The following is a 23,569-nucleotide window of genomic DNA, read 5'->3' on the forward strand; positions in this document are numbered from 1 at the left end:
CTAGTGCCGGATGCGGTTGGCCAAGTCCTGAGCGCGGGTGGCCATGGCCTCAAGTTCCGGCACCGTGCGCAAGTTGTTCTGGGCCGCCTGGTGCATGGCCTCGGAGGTTTCGGCAACGTCAGTGACGTTGCGGTTGATATCCTCACACACGCTGGTCTGTTCCTCGGCGGCGGTGGCAACCTGCGTGGTGGCGTCGTTGATACTGCCCATACGGTGGTTGATGCCGGCGAGTGTGGTACGCACCGCCTCTACCGCTTCGCTGCTTTCTCCGGCCACCACGCCTGACGCTTCCATGAACTCGGTAGCATCCCGCGAGGCATTGCTGATAGCCCCAATGATCTGGTCGATCTCCACGGTGGCTTCCTGGGTCTTGGCTGCCAGGTTGCGGACCTCATCCGCCACCACAGCAAAGCCCCGACCGGCCTCGCCCGCGCGGGCGGCTTCAATGGCGGCATTCAGCGCCAGCAGGTTGGTCTGGTCCGCAATCTCCCGGATGACCTTCATGACGTCGCCCACTTTCTTACCGTCGCTGGCCAGTTGGTTGACGGTTTGCGCGGAACTGCGGATCTGGTCGGTAAGGCGGCGCATGCTGTCCACCGCCCGGTTGATCTGCGTGTCGGCGGTAGCGGTTTCTTCGGAGGTCTGAGCCACCTCCGTGGCCACTGACGCTGCGTGCCGGGCAACGTCTTCGGCGGTGGCCGACATCTCATTCATGGCAGTGGCGATCTGCTCAATCCGCTGGTGGGCGAGGTCCGACTGACTGACCACGCTGTCAGCGTTCAGTCGTATCAGCTCGCCGGTATCGTTCAGCTGCCGGGCATTGTCCTTCAACTGGGCACCAGTATCGCTCAGGAAACGGTGCAGGTTGCGCGCAGCATCAGCCAATTGGCCCAGCTCGTCCGCGCGCTGCATGGTGACAGGATCAGACAGGTCGCCGTCGCCCAGCCGGGAAATCTGCGCCGTCAGTTTCTGGGCGGGGCGCACCACGCCGGAGATCAGAATCAGGATCAGCACGACCGTACCCAGAACAATCGCCAGCAACAGGACGCTGGCCACCAGCCAGCTGCGCTCGGTCACGGTCGTGTTGAGCGCCTCGGCCCGGGTCAGGCTGTCTTCACGAACTGCCCGGGCTGCTTCCTGGATCAGGCGGGCCGGCTCCCGATCAATGCCCTGAACCGCTTCGTCGCCAGCGTTGGGGTCAAAGCCAGCACGGGTGAAGGCTTCAAAGCCGCGTCGGTAAGCCTGGCCCATCTCCCGATGGGCCTGACTGAACTGGGTCATGAGAGCCTTGGCGTCCGGTTCGGTCATGCGCGGAATCAGTGTTTTCAATTGGGACTGGATCGCCGCCTCCCGGTCCTGGAAACGCTGCCAGTACTTCTCCAGCTGTTCGGGATCGGAACCGCGAATAAGTACGTTTTTCCATTCCTGGACCTGAGTCTTGAACTCCGAGAGTACATCCTGAGACTCCAGAGCAGTGACCATCCGGTTACCAACCAGATCGTTAAAATCGTCTTTGACGTTGAGAGAGAAATTGAGGTAAACGACCGCCACAGCCGCTACTACCAGGTTCGCGGCAAGAACAACCAGGAGAACCCGGTTGAGAATGCTTTTTGAATACCAGCCCATGGAAGCTTCCCGAAAAAGTTGAAGGTGACAGATCAGTGGCGTTGGCAATCGTTTATTATTGGCGACGATAATGTCGGCATCGTTTGCATAACCATGAGCCTTTATTGCACGAGAATTGTGAATTTTTTATGACAGAACCCCATGACTAACCCGCTGACACTTCTTTACCGCGACGAGCACCTGCTCGTGGTTCACAAACCGGCGGGCCTGCTGGTGCACCGGAGCCCGATTGATCGGCATGAAACGGAGTTTGCGCTGCAGTATGCCAGGGCGCTGAATGGCGGGGAGCACGTATACCCGGTGCATCGACTGGATCGGCCGACCTCTGGTGTCCTGGTGTTTGCCAGAGACAGCGACACGGCGCGTCGCCTTGGACTGGCAATGATGGCGGGATCGGTTCGAAAGACCTATCTGGCCATGGTGCGAGGGTGGCCGCCATCGCGGGGCGAGATCGATTATCCGCTGAGGGAGGAACCCGAGGATCGCCGGCTGAAAGGTTTGGAGCAGCCGGTTCGAGAGGCCATCACCCGTTACCGGACCCTGGCAACCACCGAGATTCCGGTGGCCATCGAGAAATACCCCAGCAGCAGATACGCGGTAGTGGCGCTATATCCGGAAACCGGACGAAAACATCAGCTTCGACGGCACATGAAGCATATTCACCATCCGATCATCGGAGATGCCAATCACGGCCGCGGGCGTCACAATCGCTACTTCGCAGAGCGTTTCGGCCAGGGCAGGTTGATGCTGGCGGCGACGGCGATTGCCTTTGATCATCCGGTCTCCGGCGAGTCCGTGGTGGTGCAGGCGAAACCGGAAGCAAGCTTTATGGAGGTGCTGTCGATATTTCCCGGCTTTGCGTTGCCCGGTCAGGCCGGATAATTGAGGAATTTGGCGCAGATGTCCGCGAAGGGCAGGGGCTTGCTGTACCGGTAGCCCTGGAGGTAATCGCAACCCTTGTCGAAAAGCCAGGCCTCGTGGGACTCCAGTTCCACGCCCTCTGCCACTACGGAAAGGCCCAGCCCGCGGGCAAGACCGATGATCGACAGGGTGATGGCACAGTCGTTTTCATCGTCGGGCAGGTTGTTAATGAACGACCGGTCTATCTTGATTCGTGAGAACGGCAGGCTCTTGAGGCGGGAAAGCGATGAGTAACCGGTGCCGAAATCATCGATGGCGAGCTCTGCGCCGGCCTCCACCAGTTGTTCCAGAACCCCGCTGATTACCTCGAAATCCCCCTGTATGGAATCTTCGGTGACTTCGAACTGAAGGGCGGTGAGGGGCATTTCATACAGTTCGCAAATTTTTCGGACCAGTTCCGGCAACTCTTGAACCAGCACCTGTTCTGCCGACAGATTGACGGAGATCGTTGGCAGGCGTAAGCCCGCGTCCATGCCTTCCCGCCAGTGCCGGCAGACCCGTTCCAGTACGCAGGCCCCCAGTTCGTACATCAGGCCAGCGCTTCGGGCAACGTCGAGAAATTCAATGGGCGACAGCCAGCCGCGCCGTGGATGCTGCCACCGCACCAGGGCCTCCATGCTTTCCATGTGTTGCCCGGTGCGATCCATGATGGGTTGGAAGAAGACATCGAGACTCTGTTGCTGCAGTGCATCCCTCAGTTCGCCCTCCAGCGCAAACCGGGAGCGCGCGGTCATCTGTATTTCCGAATCGAACAGGGTGGAGCGGTCCCGACCCTGCCGCTTGGCGTGGTACATGGCCGCTTCAGCGCCCCTGAGCAGTTCCTCCGGTTCTTCGCAGTCACCGGGGAAATGACAGATGCCGACGCTGGCACTGATGTTCAGGGTCTGGTCGGAAACCTTGATAGGCTGGCGGATGCGACCCTGGATTTCGCGAGTAACCTCACCCAGGAAATCGGGCAGGGTATAGTTGCGGATTACCAGGGCGAACTCGTCGCCGCCAATTCGGGCGAGAAAATCTTTTCCCGCGAGCTGGAGCTCTCTCAGGCGTTGCCCGATGCCGGCAATAACCTGGTCTCCAGCCTGGGGCCCCAGACCGTCATTGATGGTTTTCAACCGATCCACATCAATCCAGAGCAGGGCCAGGCTGCCGGTACCCCGCTGCTTGATTTTGCGTACCAGGTGCTCCAGGCGATCGCGCAACGAATCGATGTTGGCCAGGCCGGTCAGGGCATCGTAGCGGCGGACATAGTCGAGGGCCCGTTTCGAACGCAGCCAGGCCTCGTGGGTGTTCATCAGGCTGATGGTGTCAGCGATGGCGACCGCCAGGGAGATGTCCGGTACCGTCCATGCCCGGCAGGTACCGGACTCGAGGCAGACGACGCCGCTCAGCCGTTCGCCGTCAAAAATCGGCGCGTCGAGCATCGCCTGGATGTTCTGCACCGACAGGTATTCGCGATCGAAGGAACTGGTTCGAGGATCGTTGCGGGCGTCCTCGACGGCAATCACTCGTTCCTCGGTAATCGCCTTGAAGTAGGCGGGGTGGTCGGAACGGAACAGCTGGATATCGGAAGGCTCTGCGGGGGGGACTTTTCTCCGCGCTTCGCTCTGGTCGTGCAGCCATTCACATCGAATACGGTCGCGCTCGGGCGGGAACTGCCAGACGCTGGCGCGCCGGAGGCCCAGGCGGTTGGCGCAAAGCTCCAGCAGAGCCGCGAGTTTCCGGGTCCTGGGAAGGTCAATGAAGCTGGTGTTGTGGCTCAGCTCCATCAGTGCCTTATGGTGGGTCACAAGAACATCACTGTCGCGCATGGCCGGGCTCAATGTCAGATCCTCGTTATTGAAATACGGGCGGCCCTGTTTGCTGGTTCTGTCGGGAAGGTCAAGAGCAGATCAGGTCAGTCCTGAACTCCCTGAAAAATATGACAGTTCAGGTGTTTCTTGTCCAATGCGGGAGGCGCTCACGCCGGGTCAGTCACAGGCTGGCCGGCTTTCCCGGTTACATTGGCGGAGTGCAGAAGTGGCCACGGCGCTTCCGCCTCAAGTGCGAAGGCGATGTCCAGCAAGGTGCGTTCGCCGCTGTGCTGGCCCATGAACTGCACGGCAACCGGGAGGTTCTCCGGCGTGCGCCCCATGGGAAGGGCGATGGCGGGCGCGCCAGTTGCGTTTGCCAATGGTGTGAAACTGACGTAGCGCCGCAGACGCTCGAACAGGGTATCGAAGGGAACGTCTGGGCTCAGGTGGCCCAGTTCCGGCGTCGTATGGCCAAGGACGGGCGTTAGCACCGCGTCGTAGCCCTTCATCGCTTGGGAGTAGTCCCGGTGCGATTGCTTGAGCCGCCAGAGGGCGGCGGGCAGGCGCCAGAACTGCCGTCGGAACAGGGCATCCAGACCGTTGGTGAGGCCGTCCGTCTGTTGTCTGTCAAACTCCGGATGCAGCAGCTTTTTGCCGTTGACCCTTACTCCGAAGGCCAGGAGCGCCCAGTAGAGCGCGAAATCCTCCGGAAATGAGCGGTGTACCGGTACGGGGATCGGCTCCACCCGATGGCCGAGCTTCTCCAGGGTGTGGGCCGTTTTTTCCACGGTTCGGCGGGTAATGTCGTCCGTTCTGTGGCCATTGATGGAGTCGAGCACCAGGCCAATTCTCAGCTTTCGATCCGAAGGGCCCTCCATGTGGCCAACGGCGGCCAGCCTGGTGTTCCTGTGAAAAAGCTCGGCCTGTTCCAGGAAATTCGCGGTGTCCCGAACCGAGCGGGAAACAATGCCTTCGCCGATGATGTTCAGCGGCAGCGAGGCCGCCGCTTCGTTGTCCAGCAGGCGGGCGCGGGTTGGCTTCAGACCAACCAGGCCACAACAGGCAGCAGGGATCCGGATGGAACCACCCCCATCATTGGCATGGGCGACGGGCACCACACCGGCGGCGACCAGCGCAGCAGACCCACCGGAGGAGGCGCCAGCAGAATACCCCAGGTTCCAGGGATTACGGGTCGCAGGCGCATGGGCAGGTTCGGTGGTGGCATTGAATCCGAATTCGGGCAGTGTGCTTTTGCCAAGGCAAACGAAGCCCTGGGCCAGCAGCTGTCGGGCGAAAGGACTGGTGTCGGTGGCCCGGGCGGCTGGAACGGCCAGGGAACCATGTTGCGTGGTCTGCCCGGCAACGTTGGTGTTGTCCTTGATGAACGTAGGCACACCCCGGAAGTATGGCCAAGACGCGGGGCGGTCGTGGTTGTCGAGGGCCCGGGCCTCCGCCATGGCCCGCTCGTAGTCTTCTGCGGCCACGCCCTGCAGCAGGGGTTGTGCAACGTTTGCGCGGTCGATGGCGGCCTGGGTCACTTCCGCCACCGAGACCTCTTTCTCTCTCAGGCGGCGGGCGAGGGCGGTGGCGTCGTCGTGTCCCAGCGCATCGTTTCTGAACGCCGAGCAGGTTTTTGGAGCCGGGGCATCGGGCATAGTGCTTCCCTGTCTGTCTGGTGGCCAGTTCAGTATTTACTCTACGGTAATCTCCAGCGTGGCAACATGTCATTTCGGGAAGCTGAGACAGGGGCGTGATAAAAGTCCGTAAAAAGGCTCTTTTCATCCGTGTTTTCAGGTAATAAGCTGATGGTTTGATTCTTTGTTAGCGATCCCGATGGAAATCACAGAACCGCTTGTACGCCACTTTCTCGGCATTTTTTTCCTGATGATCGGCCTGCAGTTTGCGGGCCGCAGCCTCGGGTTATACAGCCGTATGCACTTCTCCCATATCAACTATGGTGAGCGGGGTTCCGCACCCTGGTGGCACAGACACATTTTCAACGTATTCCGGGCACTGATTCTTTCGGTATGCGTGGTGCGGATTTTCGCGGACATTGATGGCTGGCTGGGGGTGTTCGGCTGGCTATACCAGTGGCCGGTGCTGGCGGCCGGGATGGTCTTGTTGCTGGGCTCCTTTGCGGTCGTGAACTACCTGCAGGCCTACATGCATGAGGATTGGCGTTCGGGGATTGACCCCCGTAAAAACCGGAGCAGGCTGCTGACCGAAGGGCCATTTTCCCGATCGCGCAACCCGCTGTTCATGGCGGTGATCGCCGGCCAGCTGGGATTCTTCCTGGCGCTGCCCAGTGTGTTCTCTCTGGTGTGTCTGGTAGCCGGCGTGCTGGTGATTACCCGCCAGGCCCGGGAGGAGGAAAAGGCCCTGGCGGAGAAATTCGGCGATGAATACGAGCGTTATCGGGTCAGGGTACCGCGCTGGCTCTGAGTCCCTCAGCTACCCGGCCCGGCTCATGCCTGGCGTTTGCGGGCCTCCTTGATGACATCGTAGGCATGGCTGATTTCCCGGGTGCGCTCCTCGGCCATCTCGCGCATGCTTTCCGGTAACCCCTTGCCCGCCAGCTTGTCCGGGTGGTTTTCACTCATGAGTTTGCGGTAGGCCTTCTTGAGTTCTTCATCGCTCACCGAAGGCGACACGCCCAGCACCTTGTAGGCGTCACTGATCTGGTCGGCAGAGGACCGCTGACCGGCTCCCGCCTGGCCGGAATGGGCGCCCCCCCGGAGCATGGCTTCCAGCTGGTCCACCTGGCTTTCCGGCAGGCCCAATCCCCGCGCAATGCGAACCAGCATTTCATGTTCGGCCGGGTGCACTGAGCCATCCGCGGCCACGGCGGATACCTGCACCTGAAGAAACATTTGCAGCAATGCCGGCTGGCGGCCACTGGCCCGCAGGAAGCGTCCCAACTCCGCCTCGAGATCAAAGTCCGGTTGCTTGCCCCGGTAGAACGCCGCTTTGGCCTGGGCTTTCTGTGCTTCATTCAGGCGGAATCGTACAAACATGGTTTCCGCCATCTGGATTTCATCCCGCGACACCACACCATCGGCCTTGCAAAGGGCGCCCATGACGGCAAAGACGGAATCGATGAATCCGGACTGGATGCTTTGCAGTTTACCGATCAGGCGGCGTTTGAGGCGGTGGAGCAGGAAGGCGCCGATGGCAGCGCCCACCAGGAATCCCGGGAATTTTCCAAAAGCATAGCCAATCAGGCCGCCGACGATGATTGCAAACAGCATCCGAAAATCCTTTGAAGCGGAAAACAGGCCATAGAATATACGTGTTTTTCAGTCCTGCTTCATGAACAGGCGTTCATCGACCTCATCGATCTGTTCGGGTTTCAGGAACTGCCGGGCATAACGCCGATAGACTCCTGAACGAATGAACAGCTCGAACACCGGGCGGTCGATGTGTCCCTCGTCGGCCATTCGATCAAGAATGGTGAGGGATTCAGTGAGGGTTTTGCCTTCCTTATAAGGCCGGTCAACGGCCGTCAGAGCCTCGAACACGTCGGCCACCGCCATGATACGTTCAGGTATGCCCATGTCTTCGGCCGACAGGCCACAGGGATAGCCTTTGCCATCCATGCGCTCATGATGGGTGCCGGCGAGCCTGGGAACCTTGGCCAGCCGGTCGGGAAGGGGCAGGGCGTCCAGCATGCAGATGGTTTGCACAATGTGCTCGTTGATCTTGAAGCGCTCCTCCGGCGTGAGCGTGCCCCGCGCAATCGTGAGATTGTGCAGCTCGCCCCGGTTATAGGCGTATTCAGGCAAGGACATGTCGAAGCCCCACTGGTTGCGGGGATCGTCCTTGCGCACGGGTGGCAGGTGTTCGCCCCAGGGCCGGAGATGCTCGGGTTTGTCGGCAAGCAGCTGCTCGGATGCCGGGAGGGGCGCTTCTGGAATACCGGTCAGGGCTTCCTGTTCGTCCGGGGTCAGGCCCAGCCGGTCATCGAAATGGCGCTGCCAGGTTCTCTTGCCAATGCGGCGTATTTCCGCAATATCCGCCTCGGCCATGAATTCGCCGCCGTGATTGGCCCGGGCAATCACCGCGAAGTCGTCCTGCAGATCCTGCCAAGCCTGCTCCCGTTCCTGCCTTGCAAGGGCTTCATCCTCGCCACTCAGTTGCTTGCTGAGGTATTCGATCTCGACGTCCCGATGGAGAACTTCAAAGCGGGTCCGGATCTCGTGGATCCGGTTATGGATGGTTTCCAGCTTAACCGCCTTGTCGACCACGTACTCTGGACTGGTGATCTTGCCGCAATCGTGTAGCCAGGCGGCGAGGTGGAATTCCTGGAGTTGTTCCTCGGTCATGGAAAACGACCGGAACGCCCGACTGTCGCTCTGGATAGCCTCATCCACGAGCATCTGCGCCAGTTTTGGCACTCGCTCGCAATGGCCTCCGGTGTAAGGGGATTTGGCGTCAATGGCGTTGGCCACAAGACGGATAATGCCCTCCAGCAGCGCCTGCTGGCTTTCAATGAGTTCCCGGGTTTCGATAGCCACGGCGGCAGATCCGGCGATTTCATCCACGAACACGATCAGGTCGTCGCTGAGCTGGGTATTGTCACCGTGCTCCATCTCGATGGTGAGCACGCCGATGAGCCGTTTTCGGCGGTTGCGCAGAACGGCAAAGACCGGGTTGCCCGAGATCTGCTGGCGGAGCAGCCGAATGATGTCGCTGTCGTCGTCATCCGAGGACACGCTTTCGATGGTTGCCGGCAGCGTGAGGTTCTGGTTCACGGCCAGGGTCAGCTGTTGGTGCTGGCGGCTGAACAGGTAGATGCCGCCCCGGGCCTGGCCGACAATGTGCACAATCTGTTCGAGAATATCCCGCAGCAGATTGTTCAGGTCCTGGCCCCGGTTCAGTACCGTGGCAATGCTCTGGAAGCTGCGGATTGTCCGGGCCATGTCGTCCAGGGCCACACTCAATTGGCGGGCTTCCCGTATGTGGGAATCTGACCGTACCGGGGTATCGAACCGGAAGCGTGATAGCCGGCCGACCTGGTTGGTGAGGTGCTCCAGCGGCCGGCCCACCTGGCGCCCCAGGAACCAGCCGATAACCAGCAGGAGCAGGGCAATCACACCGGCGATCACGGTTTGCCGGGCGAGGGCCTGCCAGACTTCTGCCAGCAGCTCATCGGAGGGGATGGCGACCACGATGCGCAGCCCCTCATTTTCCAGGGCATCGAGGGATTCGGCCATGCCGTACCAGTCTTTGCCCTCTGCGCTGAAGAGGGACACCGGGCTGCCATCCACGATATCGCCGTTGCCCGACAGGACCTGGCTGATGGCCGGGCCGGGCTGTTGCCGGTTGCCGGAGTCAGCCAGAACCTGTTGATCGCGATTGACGATGGCAATACGTGTGTCCGGGGTCTGCCGAAGCTCGGCCAACTGACGACTGAGGTCGGTGACCGTCACGTCGATGCCGTATACCGCGCCCGCGTCGGCGGTTGCGGTGGCCGCGCGTCTGGACAGGGTGATGCCGGTTTCCTGGGTGGTGAAGAACAGGTAGGGTGCCGATAGTTCCGTGGTCTCTGAACCCCGAGCCTTACTGTACCAGGGCCGGGTTCTGGGATCGTAGCGGTAGCCGGGCACACTGCGTTGTTCCAGCGGTTTCATGTCGGCGTTGTAGAATCGCCATTCGCCAGGGACGCCTTCCCGACTGTGGGTAATGGTCTGGAGCAGGTAGCGGGTGCCCTCGGGTGCGTCCGGGAACTGCAGGGTGCCGGAGCTGAGTACCTTGCGCAGGAGCACGAAATCGCCGTCTGGATAGCCCGCGTAGACCGCGCTGACAATGTCGCTGCTGGCCAGGATATCGGCCAGCACCGGTAGCCGCTCCAGGCGCTGCTCGAGGTTTTCGGCATCGCCCAGGGCATCGTGGCTCAGTACCGCCAGGGCGGTTGAGGGCGGTGCGGTGATGGCGTGGATACGGTCGTCCACGCTGATGGCCAGCTGTCGGGCGGCGGCGCTTGCCGCCGATACCTTGGCGGCCTCCATGCCCCGGAAGCTCTGGCCAATCAATACCACGGTCAGCACCAGCATTCCCAGGGTAATGGCGGACGCGATCAGAAAAGGTAGCGACACCTGGGCTGACTGGCGTGTTCGTTCCATGGATGATCCTTGGCGGCGTGAATAGGCGTAATACCGGGAGGCGGGCGCCCACTAATGCAAGCGTAGCCGTTGTCCGGTTTTTTTCATGCATATGCCGTAAAATCGAGAGCCATGACGTCTGATCTGTTTTCCGACCAGCCCGGGGAGCCCATCCGGGAGATCATCACCGAAGGCGCTGTGGTACTCCGGGGGTTCGCGCTTGCCAACGAACAGGCTCTGCTGCAGGCCATTGACGAGGTGAGCCAACAGGCGCCCTTCCGGCACATGAGAACCCCTGGAGGCCATGCCATGTCGGCCGCCATGAGCGCCTGTGGCCATGTGGGCTGGGTGACCGACCAGCGAGGGTATCGCTACCAGGCAGAGGATCCGGAATCGGGTAGTCCCTGGCCCGCGATGCCGGGGGTGTTCCGTAGACTGGCCGCGGAGGCCGCCGAAGACGCCGGTTATCCAGGGTTCGAGCCGGACGCCTGCCTGATCAACCGCTATCAGAGAGGGGCGAAAATGGGGTTGCACCAGGACCGGGACGAGCGGGATTTCAGCCAGCCGATCGTGTCTGTTTCCCTGGGATTGCCGATGGTGTTCCAGTTTGGCGGTCGTAAACGCAGTGATCGTCCCTTGAAAGTACCCCTGACACACGGTGACGTGGTGGTCTGGGGCGGACCATCCCGCCTGAACTACCATGGGGTGCTGACCCTGAAGACCGGCCACCATCCGCTGACAGGCCCCTATCGCTACAATCTCACCTTCCGTCGCGCGCTATAGTGTCCTTTATTGGCTCTCTACTGGAGCCAGGCCGTCAGCAATCCGGCCGCCAGCGACAGTACCATCGGCCCGCCGACCATCAGTCCAATCTGGCGGTTACCAATAACCCAGGCCATGCCTGACTTCACCAGGTTGTTGGAGGCGGCCGCGAGCACGATACCGATAACGGCGGTGGTCATGGCCAGTGTGTCGGTGGACATGCGCGTCAGTGACAGGGTGATGGCATCCACGTCGGCAATGCCGGACGTGGCCGCCAGCGCATAGATACCGGCATTGCCCAGCCAGTTGCTGAGAAATTCACCCAGCAACAGTATCGCCGTAAGCAGCACTCCGAAGACCAGCGCAGAGGTGAGGTCCAGCGGGTTCTGGTTGAGTGTGGGCTGGCTGACCTCCGAGGTGTGGGTGTTGCTGCGCCAGATGACAATGGCGGGCAGGTAGAGAAGCACCGTCATGACCAGCACCGGCCCGACCAGCGTTGGAAGCAGGCCCGGATTGATCACCAGGCAGTACACCAGGATGCGGGGGAACATGGTGCCGCAGGCAATCAGGATGCCGGTGGCGAACTGGGCATTAAGCTGGGGATTTTTCGAGGCCTGGCGGGCGAAATGCAGTGTCAGGGCGGTGGATGAACTGAGCCCGGCGAACAGGCTGGTAAAGAGGATGCCCTTGCGGGTACCCGCCACCCGGATGGCGAAATAGCCGACAAAGGAAATGGAGGCAATCATCACCACCATCCACCAGATTTCCCGGGGGTTGAGAACGCCGCCGGGCCCCATCGCTTCGTCCGGCAGAATGGGCAGCATGACCACGGAAATCAGCAACAGCTTCAATGCCGCATCCAGTTCGTGCTCCATCAGCCGGTTGACCCACCCGTGAATCTTTTCCTTGTTGTCCAGGATGATTGCCGTAACCACCGCGGCGGCTGTCGCGATTACCGGGTCCACCGCCACCGCTACCGCGCCAAAGCAGAACGTGAGCACCATGCCCACCATGCCGGTGATGCTGAAATTGCGAATGTGCTGAAGCCGCTCGCTGTAGGCGACGATGGCCATGGCCACCACGCTCACCAGCAGTACCGGAAACGCCCATTCAGTGATTTCCTTCGCCAGAAGCGCAGAGATGCCGCCCAGCAGGCCTACCAGTGCAAAGGTTCGGATACCGGCAATACGCTCGCCGGATTTCTGCTCGCGGGCGTCCCAGCCTCGTTCAAGGCCGATGATGGCGCCCAGCAGAAGGGCCACGGCGAGGTTGAGAGTGGTTCGGTTTCCAGCCAGAAATTGGGCAGCAACGTCGTCCATGGGGTGGTGCAAGCTCCTGTTACGCAATGGATATCATGATCATAGCAGCCTGCGCGGGAGGTCGTTAGAGCTCTAAGAAAATACCCCTGAGAGCCTTACTTTTCGTTCAGGCGGCTGATAAGCTTCGCGGCCTTTGAAATCGTAGCAAGCTGGACATCCGAATCTATGGTGAATTCCCTCAAGGCCAACTGGCTTTCGAACATCCGGGGCGATGTGCTCGCCGGTATCGTGGTGGCATTGGCGCTGATCCCGGAGGCCATCGCCTTCTCGATTATTGCCGGTGTGGACCCGAAAGTCGGTCTTTACGCCTCTTTCTGTATTGCGGTGATCATTGCCTTCGTGGGCGGGCGGCCCGGAATGATTTCGGCCGCCACGGCGGCAATGGCGGTGTTGATGGTAACGCTGGTAAAGGAGCATGGTCTGCAGTATCTGCTGGCGGCCACCCTGCTGACCGGCGTGCTGCAGGTGATCGCCGGCTATCTGAAACTCGGCAGCCTGATGCGGTTTGTCTCGCGATCGGTCGTGACCGGCTTTGTAAACGCCCTGGCCATTCTCATCTTCATGGCCCAGTTGCCGGAGCTCACCAATGTGACCTGGCACGTCTATGCCATGACCGCCGCGGGGCTCGGCATCATCTACCTGTTTCCGCTGGTGCCGGTGGTGGGCAAGGTGCTGCCTTCGCCGCTGGTGTGCATCGTGGTTCTCACCGCCGTGGCGGTGGTGACGGGGCTCGATATTCGAACCGTGGGCGATATGGGCGAATTGCCGGACACCCTGCCGGTGTTCCTGTGGCCGGACGTGCCGCTGAACCTGGAAACCCTGATGATTATCCTGCCGTATTCGGTGCCTTTGGCCATCGTTGGCCTGCTGGAGTCCATGATGACCGCCACCATCGTGGATGATCTGACCGACACCACCAGCGACCGCAACCGTGAATGCAAGGGGCAGGGTATCGCCAACATCGGCTCTGGCCTGATCGGTGGCATGGCCGGCTGTGCGATGATTGGCCAGTCCATTATCAATGTTAAGTCCGGCGGCCGGACGCGTCTGTCCACCCTCACGGCGGGTCTCTTCCTGCTGGTTATGGTTCTGCTGCTCGACAGCGTACTGGTGCAGATCCCCATGGCCGCCCTGGTGGCGGTAATGATCATGGTGTCTATCGGTACCTTTTCCTGGGACTCCATCCGCAACCTTCGCAAACATCCCCTCTCCACCAACATTGTGATGCTTGTGACTGTTGTGGTGGTTGTGGCCACCCACAACCTGGCTTTCGGTGTTCTTGCCGGCGTGTTGCTGGCGGCGCTGTTCTTTGCCAACAAGGTGGGCCACTACATGCTGGTGACCTCCGAACTGGATGAAACCACCGATACCCGGACCTACCGGGTGGTTGGCCAGGTATTCTTCAGCTCCTCGGAAAAGTTCATGGAATCCTTTGATTTCAAGGAAGCAGTCGATAATGTGGTGATTGATCTGAGTCGCGCGCACTTCTGGGACATCACCGCGGTGGGCGCCCTGGACAAGGCAGTGATCAAGTTCCGGCGTGAAGGCTCGGAGGTCCGGGTGATTGGTCTGAACGAGGCCAGTGCCACCATCGTTGACCGCTTTGGCGTGCACGACAAGCCGGACGCCGTCGACCAGTTGATGGGGCACTGATATGCCTCCGCAATCGGTGAACGACCGCGGCCAGAAGAATAATCACGAAGAACACGAAGGCGAGGTGGAGATGTTACGAGTAGTTGCCTGTATTGACGGCTCCCAGGCCGCGCCCGCGGTGTGCGATTACGCGGCCTGGGCGAGCAGGCACATGGAAACGCCCATGATGCTGCTGCACGTGCTGGATGAGGAGCGTTACCCGGCGGAGCCGGACCTGGCCGGCAATATAGGCCTCGGCAGTCGTGAGCAGTTACTTGAGGACCTTGCTGAGCTGGACCGCAAGCGTGCAAAACTGGCTCTCGAACACGGCCATCACTTGCTGGATGAGGCGCAACGAAGAGTCAGCGCGGCTGGCATCGAGGACGTGATCCAGCGCCAGCGCCATGGCGGGCTCGCCGAGTCTCTGCTGGCGTTGGAGAACCAGACACGATTGCTGGTGATGGGGCTGCATGGTGAAAGCAGTTCCGAACGGGACACCCATATTGGCAGCCAGCTGGAGACGGTGATTCGCAGTATGCATCGGCCAATCCTCCTGGTGCCGGATGAATACCGTGAGCCCCGCAGTGCCATGCTAGCCTTCGACGGCAGCGCCACGGCGTTCAAGGGTGTGGAACTGCTGGCCGGCAGTCCGGTGCTCCGGGGCATGCCCCTGCACCTGGTAATGATTGGTCCGGATACCAATGATCGCTGGGAACAGCTCAGGAAGGCCGAGAAGATGCTGGCGGGCCTGGGCACCGAGATCACCCTGGCCATTCGCGCCGGTGATGTGGAGCCGGCCCTGCACGCCTACCAGGAAGAGCACGACATCGACATCCTGGTAATGGGCGCCTACGGACATTCCCGAATCCGGCAGTTCCTGGTGGGCAGTACCACAACCACCATGCTCAAGACTGCCGACAAACCCCTGGTGGTATTGCGCTAGCGTGAGGGTTTTTACCGGCTCAGGCAGTGGCTGGGGTGGCATGCCCGAACTTTCTGATCTGTGATACAAAGTCACTGAAGCGGGTGCCCTGGATCAGGACGTGCTCTTTCAGGGCCCGTTCAGCCTCCAGCTCATTACCGCTGGCGATGGCGTCGTATATGCGGCGGTGCTCGGCGGCAGAATTCGAGACCCGGTTCCGGGCCTGGAGCTGGAGGCGACGATAGGGTTTCAGCCGCTGCTTGAGCTGCCTGGCTTCAGATGCCAGAAAGCCGTTGTGGCTGGCATCGTAGATGCAGCTGTGGAATTCCTCGTTCTCGTAATAGTATTCGTCCGGGTCGGACATCACGTCACGATCCTCGCATCGCTCCAGGGCGGTGCGCAGCCGTTCCAGTTCGGAAGGCTGAATCCTTCTGGCGGCCAGCCGACCGCACATCCCTTCAAGTTCGGCCATGACCTCAAACATTTCGATCAACTGATCAAAGCCTACCTTCGCGACGAACGTGCCCTTTTTCGGTTTGACGATCACCAGCCCGCTTACCACCAGCTGCTGAACGGCTTCCCGAATCGGTGTTCTTGAGACGTTGTATTTTTCTGCCAGCGCGTCGTGGTCGAGCTTGTCGCCGGGCAGGAGGCGCCCATTGATGATGTCTTCCTCAAGCGCGTCTTTCAGTTTCTGGGCGTTGGAGCGTTTCATAAGTCAGTGCCGGTTTGGGTGGTACGAAATCGTGATGATCATACTTTAGTCAATTCCTGTTGACATTAATATACATCAAGGCTAATGATGTATACATCAGATTTATCTGATCAATACTACAAAAACAACTTTGGAGACAAAACGATGAAAATGCCATTCGCGAAAGTGGCCATGGCGGCCTCTCTGTCTATTCTCGTTTCCGGTGTTGCCGTTGCAGAAACCGTGCTTCGGGTGTCCCATCAGTTCCCTGGTGGCAAGGGTGATGTCAGGGACGAAATGGTTCAGTTGATGGCCCGCGAAGTTGCGGCCGCGGATGTGGGCCTGGAGCTCCAGGTCTACCCGGGGCAGTCCCTGTTCAAGGCCAAGGAACAGTGGGGCGCTCTGGTGCGTGGCCGTCTTGATATGACGTCTCTGCCTCTGGACTACGCCAGCGGTCGCCATCCCGAATTTTCCGCCACCCTGATGCCGGGTCTTGTCCGTAACCACGAACGTGCCGCCCGCCTGAACGACTCGGAATTCATGGGCATGATCAAGAAAGTGATCAATGACGCCGGCGCCCGCGTTCTCGCCGACGCCTGGCTGGCCGGGGGCTTTGCCTCCAACAAGCAGTGCATCACCTCACCGGATACCGTTCAGGGCCAGACCCTTCGCGCCGCCGGGCCCGCCTTCGACGAAATGCTGGCTACCGCTGGTGCCTCCATTGCCTCGATGCCGTCCTCGGAAATCTACACCGCGATGCAGACCGGCGTTCTCGATGGCGCCAACACCTCCTCCGGTTCCTTCGTGTCCTACCGCATTTACGAGCAGGTGACCTGCCTGACAGCCCCGGGAGAAAACGCCCTGTGGTTCATGTATGAGCCGGTACTCATCTCCGAGCGCAGCTGGAACAGCCTGAATGAAGAACAGCAGGCAGCACTGGCTGCGGCCGGCCAGAAGGCGGAAGAATACTTCGCCAAAGAGGCGGCCGGTCTGGACCAGAAGATGATCGACGTGTTCAAGGAGAACGGCGTTGAGGTCGTCAACATGTCTCCGGATAACTACCAGGCCTGGCTCGATATCGCCAAGAAGAGCTCCTACAAGACCTTCGCGGAAAACGTCCCTAACGGCCAGGCGCTGATTGATGCTGCGCTGGCTGTCGAGTAACCGGTAACTGCGCTTTCGTTCCGGTCTACCTGCCCCGGTGCTGCACCGGGGCAGGTGGTCGCTTCATCTTTCGGGTTCTCTTTATGTCTGAATCTACTGGTTATCAACCAGCCGCCGGTCGGGGAGTTGTCGGCGGCTATATCCGCCTGATGGACACACTCTCGGTGGCTGTCGCCATAGTGGCGGGCTTTCTTCTTTCGCTGGGCGTTCTTTCTGTCGTGCACATGGTGTTTGTTCGCTATGTCATGGGCGAAAGTACGATCTGGCAGACCGAATTCACCACGTTTGCCATCACCGCGTCGATGTTGCTGGGCACGCCCTATGTTCTGAAGACCGGAGGGCATGTTGCGGTGACCGTATTGCCGGACGCACTGCACGGCCTACCCAAGCGCCTGATGCGAATTTCCGCATCGCTCGTCGGCCTGGCGTTTTGTCTCGCCCTGGCCTACGGCTGCTGGTACTACTTCTACGAGGCGTACGCGTTTGACTGGACCACCGGTACAGTCTGGAACCCGCCCCTGTGGCCGGCCATTCTTCCCGTGGCCGTTGGGGCGTCTCTGTTGTCGCTGCAATACGTGGCTGAAATCCTTCGAGTGGAGCTCTGATCATGGATCCGGTTACCAGCGGTATTCTTGTTGTCATCTTCCTGCTCGTGCTCATGGCCATCGGAACCCCCATCGCCTTTGCCCTGGGCGCGGTGTCGCTCGGCGCACTGTTGCTGGATCGCGGTCTTGGTGAGCTGGTCTATTTTGGGGAAACTTTCTTTGGCAGCGTGGCCTCCTTCGGCTTTGTCGCCATTCCCATGTTTATTCTGATGGGCGCGGCCGTTGCTTCGTCGCCCACGGGGCGCGATCTGTATCGGTCTCTTGATCTGTGGATGGGCCGCCTGCCCGGCGGTCTGGCGATTTCCAACATTGCCGCCTGCTCCATCTTTGCGGCTCTGTCCGGCTCATCGCCGGCCACCAGCGCGGCGATCGGCAAGCTTGGCATCCCTGAAATGCGTAAGCGGGGCTACCCCGACGGGGTGGCGGCCGGCTGTATTGCCGCAGGCGGTACCCTCGGCATTCTCATTCCGCCCTCGGTTACCATGATTGTTTACGGTATTTCCACGGAAACCTCGATTGGCCGCCTGTTTATCGCTGGCGCCATTCCCGGACTCATGCTGGCGGTTCTGTTCATGGTCTGGACGCTGATTGCCTGCAAGCTGGCCGGGGGCTACAACACGCCCAGCCCGGTTGCGCAGGTGGCGGCCCAGGTCAAGGAGAACGTCGAGGGCAATCTCAAGGCCCTGGTTCGGGTGCTCCCGTTCCTGCTGGTGGTGATGGGCATCCTGTTTGCGCTTTATGGCGGCGTGGCGACGCCCTCTGAGGCGGCGGGTGTGGGTGCCTTCCTGTGCCTGGTGCTGGCCATTGCGGTGTATCGCATGTGGCAGGCCAAACCCGTGGGCAACATCATGCGCGACGCCTTGCGGGAAAGCGTGATGATCATGCTGATCATCGCAACCGCCGAGATCTTTGCCTTTGCTCTGTCGTCCCTGTTCATTACCCAGACAGTTGCCGGTGCTATTGCGGACCTGGAGGTGAATCGCTGGGTATTGATGGGAGTGATCAACCTGTTCCTGCTGGTGGCCGGGTTCTTCCTGCCGCCGGTGGCGGTGATCGTCATGGCCGCGCCGATACTGCTGCCGATCATTGTCGCCGCGGACTTCGACCCCTACTGGTTCGCCGTCATTCTCACGATCAACCTCGAGATTGGCCTCATTACGCCGCCAGTGGGCCTCAACCTGTTCATCATCAAGGGGATTGCGCCGGATATTGCGTTGCGCGACATCCTGCTGGGTAGCCTGCCGTACGCGCTGTGCATGATTCTCGGCATCATCCTGCTGTGTTTCTTCCCGCAGATTGCGCTCTGGCTGCCCGATCTGATCATGGGCGCGGGTTCATGATCCCGGAAAAGGAGTGTTCCTCATGAATATGAGTTTTCTGCAGGAGCTGTTCAGCAGCATTACCCACCGGGACGCGCTGCAACGGCGGTTCGGCGGCAAGAAGAACCATTACAGCCACGGCCACATGGTAGAGGCCTGCCAGGAACTGCTGCAGAGTGATGGCGAGGCCGCCAGCATTGTCATGGCCAGTCGAGCACTGGAAATCTATCAGTCTCTGGATGACGAGGAGAAGAAGGCGTTCTTCTGTGTTCTGGCAAAGGACTTCGCCGCCGATCCTGACAAGATTGACCAGGCTTACCGGGTGTACAGCAAAGACCGCTCCAACAAGCACCTGGCGGCGCTTTTCGAGGTGTCGGAGCCGCTGCGACAGGAACTCTTCCGCCGACTGAACCTGGGCCGTGGTGCGACCTACGAACTGGTAAAAATGCGCCAGGATTTCCTGGCGCTGATGAAAAGTCACAAGGACTTCGAACCGATCAACGCCGATTTCGTGCATCTGTTCGGCTCCTGGTTCAATCGCGGCTTCCTGGTTCTGAGGCGTATTGACTGGACGACACCAGCCTCCATTCTGGAAAAAATCATCCGGTACGAGGCGGTTCACAAGATCCAGGGTTGGGAGGACCTGCGCCGCCGGCTGGATAACCGGGACCGGCGGTGTTTCGGGTTTTTCCACCCGGCCATCGGTGATGAGCCGCTGATCTTTGTAGAGGTTGCGCTCACCAAGGGGCTGCCGGACAGGATTCAGCCCATTCTTTCCAATGACCATTACGACATCGACGACCCGGAGCTGGCCGACTCGGCTGCGTTCTTCGGAATCAGCAACTGTCAGGTTGGCCTGCGCGGCATTTCCTTTGGCAATTTCCTGATCAAGCAGGTGGTGCAGGAGCTCAAGCAGGAACTGCCCAACCTGAAGAACTTTGTCACGCTGTCTCCGCTGCCGATGTTCCGGAGCTGGCTTGAACAGACCTATCACCCCGACTCGGGACTGCTGAAGCCGGAGGCCCAGGAGGTGCTCAGCCACCTGGAGAATCCCGAGTGGCTCAATCACCCGGAACTGTCTGAAAGGCTGAACCAGGTTGTTCGACCGCTCGCCGCCCGGTATCTGCTCAAGGAAAAAAACAGTGCCGGACTACCCATGAACCCGGTCGCAAGATTCCATCTGGGCAATGGCGCAGAGTTGCACCGGATTAACTGGCTGGGTGATGTGTCCGCAAACGGCATGAAGCAGTCGGCCGGGCTGATGGTCAACTACCTGTACGTGCTCGAGAACATCGAGCGCAACAATGAAAAATTCACTACCAACGGTGAAATTGTCTGTTCCCCCAGTGTCCGCGAGCTGAGCAGGCTGGGTCGGAAACTGTTCAAAGGAGAAGCCGAGAAATGAATAACAACCTGTTTGCAACATTCGCAGCGAAGATGCAGGAGCGGGGAACAGCAAACTTTATCACCACGCCGGAAGGCAAGACCTACTCCTACGCTGAGGCCCTCTCCACCACCGAGCAAATCGCCGGCGCTCTAAAAATGCTGGGTGTTGAGCCTGGGGACCGGGTTGCGGTTCAGGTCGACAAGAGTCCCGAGGCCATTCTGCTGTATCTGGCAACGCTGCGGGTCGGTGGTGTGTATCTGCCGCTGAACACCGGCTATACCGCCGATGAAGTCGGGTACTTTCTGGGCGATGCGGAGCCCGCGCTGTTTGTGTGTCAGCCGGCTGCCTTTGAGTCAGCCAAAGCCATCGCCGCAGAAACCGGGTGTCCCTGCGTCGAGACTCTCGGCGTCAACGCCGACGGCTCGTTGATGGAAAAGGTCGGTAAGGCCGATGCCTATACCGGAATCGAGCAGCGCGCCGACGATGACCTCGCGGCCATTCTTTACACCTCTGGCACCACCGGGCGCTCGAAGGGCGCCATGCTGACCCACAGGAACCTCGGTTCGAACTGTCGGAGCCTGGCCGAGGCCTGGCGTTTCACCGAGAAGGATCGCCTGATTCACGCCTTGCCCATCTTCCACACTCACGGTCTGTTCGTGGCGTGCAATGTCATTCTGATCACCGGTGCCAGTCTGTATTTCATGTCCAAATTTGATGTGGACATGATCATCGCGGCTATGCCCGAGGGAACCACCCTGATGGGGGTGCCCACGTTCTATACCCGCCTTTTGCAGGACGATCGCCTGACGCCGGAACTCACCTCCAACATGCGTCTGTTCACCTCCGGCTCGGCGCCTCTTACTGCAGAGACGCACCAGAAGTTTGAGGAACGAACCGGGCACGCCATTCTCGAGCGCTATGGCATGACAGAAACCAACATGAACACCTCCAACCCCTACGACGGTGACCGCATCGCCGGCACCGTGGGCATGCCCCTGCCGGGCGTGGAAATACGGATTACCGATCCGGAGGCGGGGGATCACAAACCCTTGCCAGCGGGCGAGATAGGCATGCTGGAGGTTCGTGGCCCGAACGTGTTCAAGGGTTACTGGCGCATGCCCGAGAAAACCAAAGCGGAGCTCCTGGACGACGGATTCTTCATCACCGGTGACCTTGCCCTGATCGACGAGCGCGGCTATGTGCAGATTGTCGGGCGTGACAAGGATCTGGTGATTTCCGGCGGCTTCAACGTCTATCCCAAGGAGGTGGAGCAGGTCATTGACGCCATGCCCGAGGTCATGGAATCCGCCGTCATTGGTGTGCCTCATCCGGACTTTGGTGAGGGTGTGACCGCCGTGGTCGTTTTGTTGCCCGGTGAGAAGCTGGAAGAAGTCGATGTGATCAACGCACTGGCCGGCCACCTGGCGAAGTTCAAGCAACCCAAGCGCGTGTTCTTTGTTGAGGCATTGCCCCGCAATACCATGGGTAAGGTCCAGAAGAAGCAGCTCCGGGACGAATACAAAGACATTTACCAGGACGCCTGATTCGGGAACCGGAGACCTGCTATGACGAAAACCTACCGGATCGGCCAGATAGTGCCGAGTTCCAATACCACCATGGAAACGGAAATCCCGGCCATGCTCAGAGCGCGGGAAGCCGTTGAGCCGGAACGCTTTACCTTCCACTCAAGCCGCATGCGCATGAAAAAGGTGACCCGGGAAGAGCTGGCGGCCATGGACTCAGAGTCGGATCGCTGTGCCCTGGAACTCTCTGATGCCGCAGTGGACGTAATGGGGTACGCCTGTCTGGTTGCCATCATGAGCCGCGGCGCCGGCTACCATCGGGAGTCACAGGCCCGCCTGCAGGGTGTGGCCGAATCGAACGGACACCCGACTCCGGTGGTTACCAGTGCCGGCGCGCTCACCCAGGGGCTGGCTGTGCTGGGCGCCAAACGGGTCGCCATCATCACGCCTTACATGAGGCCGCTGACCGACATGGTCATCGACTACATCGAGGCCGAAGGCTTCCAGGTGGTTGATAGCATCGCGCTGGAGATACCGGACAACCTTGAGGTGGGCCGTCAGGATCCGCTGGCGCTGACAGACATCGTCCAGCGTCTCGACACCCAGGGGGCGGATGCCGTTGTGCTGTCTGCCTGTGTGCAGATGCCGTCGCTGGCGTCCATCCAGCAGGTGGAAGACGCCCTCGGCAAGCCCGTGGTGTCGGCGGCCACCTGTACCACTTTCCAGATTCTCAAGGCGTTGGGCCTCGATACCGTGGTTCCAAACGCGGGGAGACTACTGAGCGGGCGTTATCGCTAGGTAATAAGGGTAGGAGAGACTGCGCCATTGAGTCAGGCGTCGTTGCCTGCTGCGACGCCGGATGCCCAGGCCCATTGGAAATTATGGCCACGCCGGTGGTCGGTTACATTCACCACTCCACCGGCAAATAACAGGTTTGGTCGCAAAGCGGACATTCGTAATGGCCGATCAGGGCCTTGAAATCACCTTCCGCTTGGAGCTAAGCACCATAACACTTGGTGGGGAAAGTCCAGTTCATATCGTTAACAAAGAAGCCGTTTCTTTGGCCTGCTTGATATTCTGTAAAGAATTGTAAGAACAGTTCGTTAGAACCAGAGCTTCCAGTATGTAGCAAAATCCCATACATTAGGAATCCTAAAAGTTCGAAAATGTCTCAACGCCATTCGGTCATGTTAAAAAAAACGATAAACATCACTTTGCCCGCCTTTGATAGGAAATTCTCAAATGCCGCTCATCTTCAAGAATGCTCGCACATTTGTGCTCCTACTACCTCTTTTAATGGTGTTGACCGCCTGCGATGGTAGCAACACCAATGTTGATTCCACCCCACCCACCGTCATAAGTTTTAGCCCTTCTGATGGCGCGATTCAGGTCGCACGTGACAGCGCTATCACAGCGACATTCAGCGAGGACATGTTTGCTAAAACCATTGGCGAAAGCAGTTTTATCGTTGCCAGTGACAGCGAGGTTTCCGGCACTGTGAGCTTTGATGCCGCTAACAACGTCGCTACCTTCGAGCCAGACCGCGATCTAGCGCTTCTGGTAACTTACGCCGCCACTCTGTCGACGGCAATCACGGATTTGTCAGGCAATGCCCTGGCAACTGATCAGACATGGAGCTTCACCACCTCGGATGGCGTCTGGGGCACCGCCGAGTTGATCGAGAGTGACAACGCCGGAGATGCGTCTCGCCCGCAAATTGCGGTCGATGTCAATGGGAAAGCGTTTGCGGTTTGGCAGCAAAGTGATGGCACAAGGAGTAACATCGTGTCCAACCGCTTCGATG

Annotated in this window: 19 protein-coding genes; 12 read left to right on the plus strand and 7 right to left on the minus strand. The window is 59.8% G+C overall.

Translation table 11 applies throughout. The annotated features are described in order from the left end of the window. Positions 1-1,626 (minus strand): methyl-accepting chemotaxis protein, encoded by a 1,626-nt coding sequence (locus tag BM344_RS15070; RefSeq protein WP_091992013.1) that lies wholly within the window; start codon positions 1,624-1,626, stop codon positions 1-3. A gap of 141 nt (positions 1,627-1,767) precedes the next feature. Here BM344_RS15070 and BM344_RS15075 point away from each other — a divergent pair, with 141 nt between their 5' ends. Next, positions 1,768-2,508 carry a pseudouridine synthase gene (locus BM344_RS15075; protein ID WP_091992015.1) on the plus strand — a complete coding sequence of 247 codons (741 nt, stop codon included), beginning with the start codon at positions 1,768-1,770 and terminating at the stop codon, positions 2,506-2,508. Here the strand turns inward: BM344_RS15075 and BM344_RS15080 are convergent. Then, positions 2,496-4,355 (minus strand): putative bifunctional diguanylate cyclase/phosphodiesterase, encoded by a 1,860-nt coding sequence (locus tag BM344_RS15080; RefSeq protein WP_091992017.1) that lies wholly within the window; start codon positions 4,353-4,355, stop codon positions 2,496-2,498. The two genes, BM344_RS15075 and BM344_RS15080, sit on opposite strands and share 13 nt — an antisense overlap. A 149-nt stretch (positions 4,356-4,504) precedes the next feature. Then, entirely contained in the window at positions 4,505-5,992 is a 1,488-nt protein-coding gene (locus tag BM344_RS15085) for an amidase (RefSeq protein WP_091992019.1), read from the minus strand. A 178-nt stretch (positions 5,993-6,170) separates the two neighbouring features. On the opposite strand from BM344_RS15085, the gene BM344_RS15090 reads away from it, so the two are divergent. Next, positions 6,171-6,779: a methyltransferase family protein gene (locus tag BM344_RS15090; RefSeq protein ID WP_091992021.1), complete on the plus strand. Its 609-nt coding sequence runs from the start codon at positions 6,171-6,173 to the stop codon at positions 6,777-6,779. Positions 6,780-6,802: 23 nt separating this feature from the next. On the opposite strand, the gene djlA is transcribed toward BM344_RS15090, so the two are convergent. Then, the gene (gene djlA, locus BM344_RS15095) at positions 6,803-7,585 is read right to left on the minus strand and encodes a co-chaperone DjlA (RefSeq protein ID WP_091992023.1); all 783 of its coding nucleotides are present in this window, start codon (positions 7,583-7,585) and stop codon (positions 6,803-6,805) included. Between the two features lie 48 nt (positions 7,586-7,633). Then, positions 7,634-10,459 carry an HD domain-containing phosphohydrolase gene (locus BM344_RS15100; protein WP_091992025.1) on the minus strand — a complete coding sequence of 942 codons (2,826 nt, stop codon included), beginning with the start codon at positions 10,457-10,459 and terminating at the stop codon, positions 7,634-7,636. Between the two features lie 111 nt (positions 10,460-10,570). Between BM344_RS15100 and alkB the strand changes: the two genes are divergently transcribed. Next, positions 10,571-11,221, plus strand: a complete 651-nt coding sequence (gene alkB / locus BM344_RS15105; protein ID WP_091992027.1) for a DNA oxidative demethylase AlkB — start codon at positions 10,571-10,573, stop codon at positions 11,219-11,221. A 17-nt stretch (positions 11,222-11,238) separates the two neighbouring features. On the opposite strand, the gene BM344_RS15110 is transcribed toward alkB, so the two are convergent. Then, positions 11,239-12,519: an MgtC/SapB family protein gene (locus tag BM344_RS15110; protein ID WP_091992029.1), complete on the minus strand. Its 1,281-nt coding sequence runs from the start codon at positions 12,517-12,519 to the stop codon at positions 11,239-11,241. A 165-nt stretch (positions 12,520-12,684) separates the two neighbouring features. Here BM344_RS15110 and BM344_RS15115 point away from each other — a divergent pair, with 165 nt between their 5' ends. Both BM344_RS15115 and BM344_RS15120 read left to right on the plus strand, forming a co-directional pair. Further along, the gene (locus tag BM344_RS15115; protein WP_091992030.1) at positions 12,685-14,172 is read left to right on the plus strand and encodes a SulP family inorganic anion transporter; all 1,488 of its coding nucleotides are present in this window, start codon (positions 12,685-12,687) and stop codon (positions 14,170-14,172) included. Positions 14,173-14,242: 70 nt separating this feature from the next. Then, positions 14,243-15,094 (plus strand): universal stress protein, encoded by an 852-nt coding sequence (locus tag BM344_RS15120; protein WP_208603454.1) that lies wholly within the window; start codon positions 14,243-14,245, stop codon positions 15,092-15,094. A gap of 19 nt (positions 15,095-15,113) precedes the next feature. On the opposite strand, the gene BM344_RS15125 is transcribed toward BM344_RS15120, so the two are convergent. Further along, positions 15,114-15,788, minus strand: a complete 675-nt coding sequence (locus BM344_RS15125; protein WP_091992034.1) for a GntR family transcriptional regulator — start codon at positions 15,786-15,788, stop codon at positions 15,114-15,116. Between the two features lie 144 nt (positions 15,789-15,932). On the opposite strand from BM344_RS15125, the gene dctP reads away from it, so the two are divergent. The 7 genes from dctP to BM344_RS15160 all read left to right on the plus strand — a co-directional run. Further along, positions 15,933-16,931 (plus strand): TRAP transporter substrate-binding protein DctP, encoded by a 999-nt coding sequence (gene dctP, locus BM344_RS15130; RefSeq protein ID WP_208603449.1) that lies wholly within the window; start codon positions 15,933-15,935, stop codon positions 16,929-16,931. 83 nt (positions 16,932-17,014) lie between these two features. Continuing rightward, positions 17,015-17,536 carry a TRAP transporter small permease subunit gene (locus BM344_RS15135; protein ID WP_167363252.1) on the plus strand — a complete coding sequence of 174 codons (522 nt, stop codon included), beginning with the start codon at positions 17,015-17,017 and terminating at the stop codon, positions 17,534-17,536. Positions 17,537-17,538: 2 nt separating this feature from the next. Continuing rightward, on the plus strand, positions 17,539-18,876 hold the full coding sequence (locus BM344_RS15140; protein WP_091992036.1) for a TRAP transporter large permease: 1,338 nt from the start codon (positions 17,539-17,541) through the stop codon (positions 18,874-18,876). A 22-nt stretch (positions 18,877-18,898) separates the two neighbouring features. Next, positions 18,899-20,260, plus strand: a complete 1,362-nt coding sequence (locus tag BM344_RS15145; RefSeq protein ID WP_091992037.1) for a malonyl-CoA decarboxylase — start codon at positions 18,899-18,901, stop codon at positions 20,258-20,260. Then, entirely contained in the window at positions 20,257-21,786 is a 1,530-nt protein-coding gene (locus tag BM344_RS15150) for a malonate--CoA ligase (protein WP_091992038.1), read from the plus strand. The genes BM344_RS15145 and BM344_RS15150 overlap by 4 nt, the downstream gene beginning before the upstream one ends. A gap of 21 nt (positions 21,787-21,807) precedes the next feature. Further along, positions 21,808-22,563: a maleate cis-trans isomerase family protein gene (locus BM344_RS15155; RefSeq protein ID WP_091992039.1), complete on the plus strand. Its 756-nt coding sequence runs from the start codon at positions 21,808-21,810 to the stop codon at positions 22,561-22,563. A 444-nt stretch (positions 22,564-23,007) separates the two neighbouring features. Beyond that, positions 23,008-23,569: Ig-like domain-containing protein (locus BM344_RS15160; RefSeq protein WP_167363253.1), on the plus strand; the 562-nt coding region annotated here is incomplete at its 3' end.

It is taken from the genome of Marinobacter gudaonensis (assembly GCF_900115175.1).
Taxonomy (GTDB): Bacteria; Pseudomonadota; Gammaproteobacteria; order Pseudomonadales; family Oleiphilaceae; genus Marinobacter; species Marinobacter gudaonensis.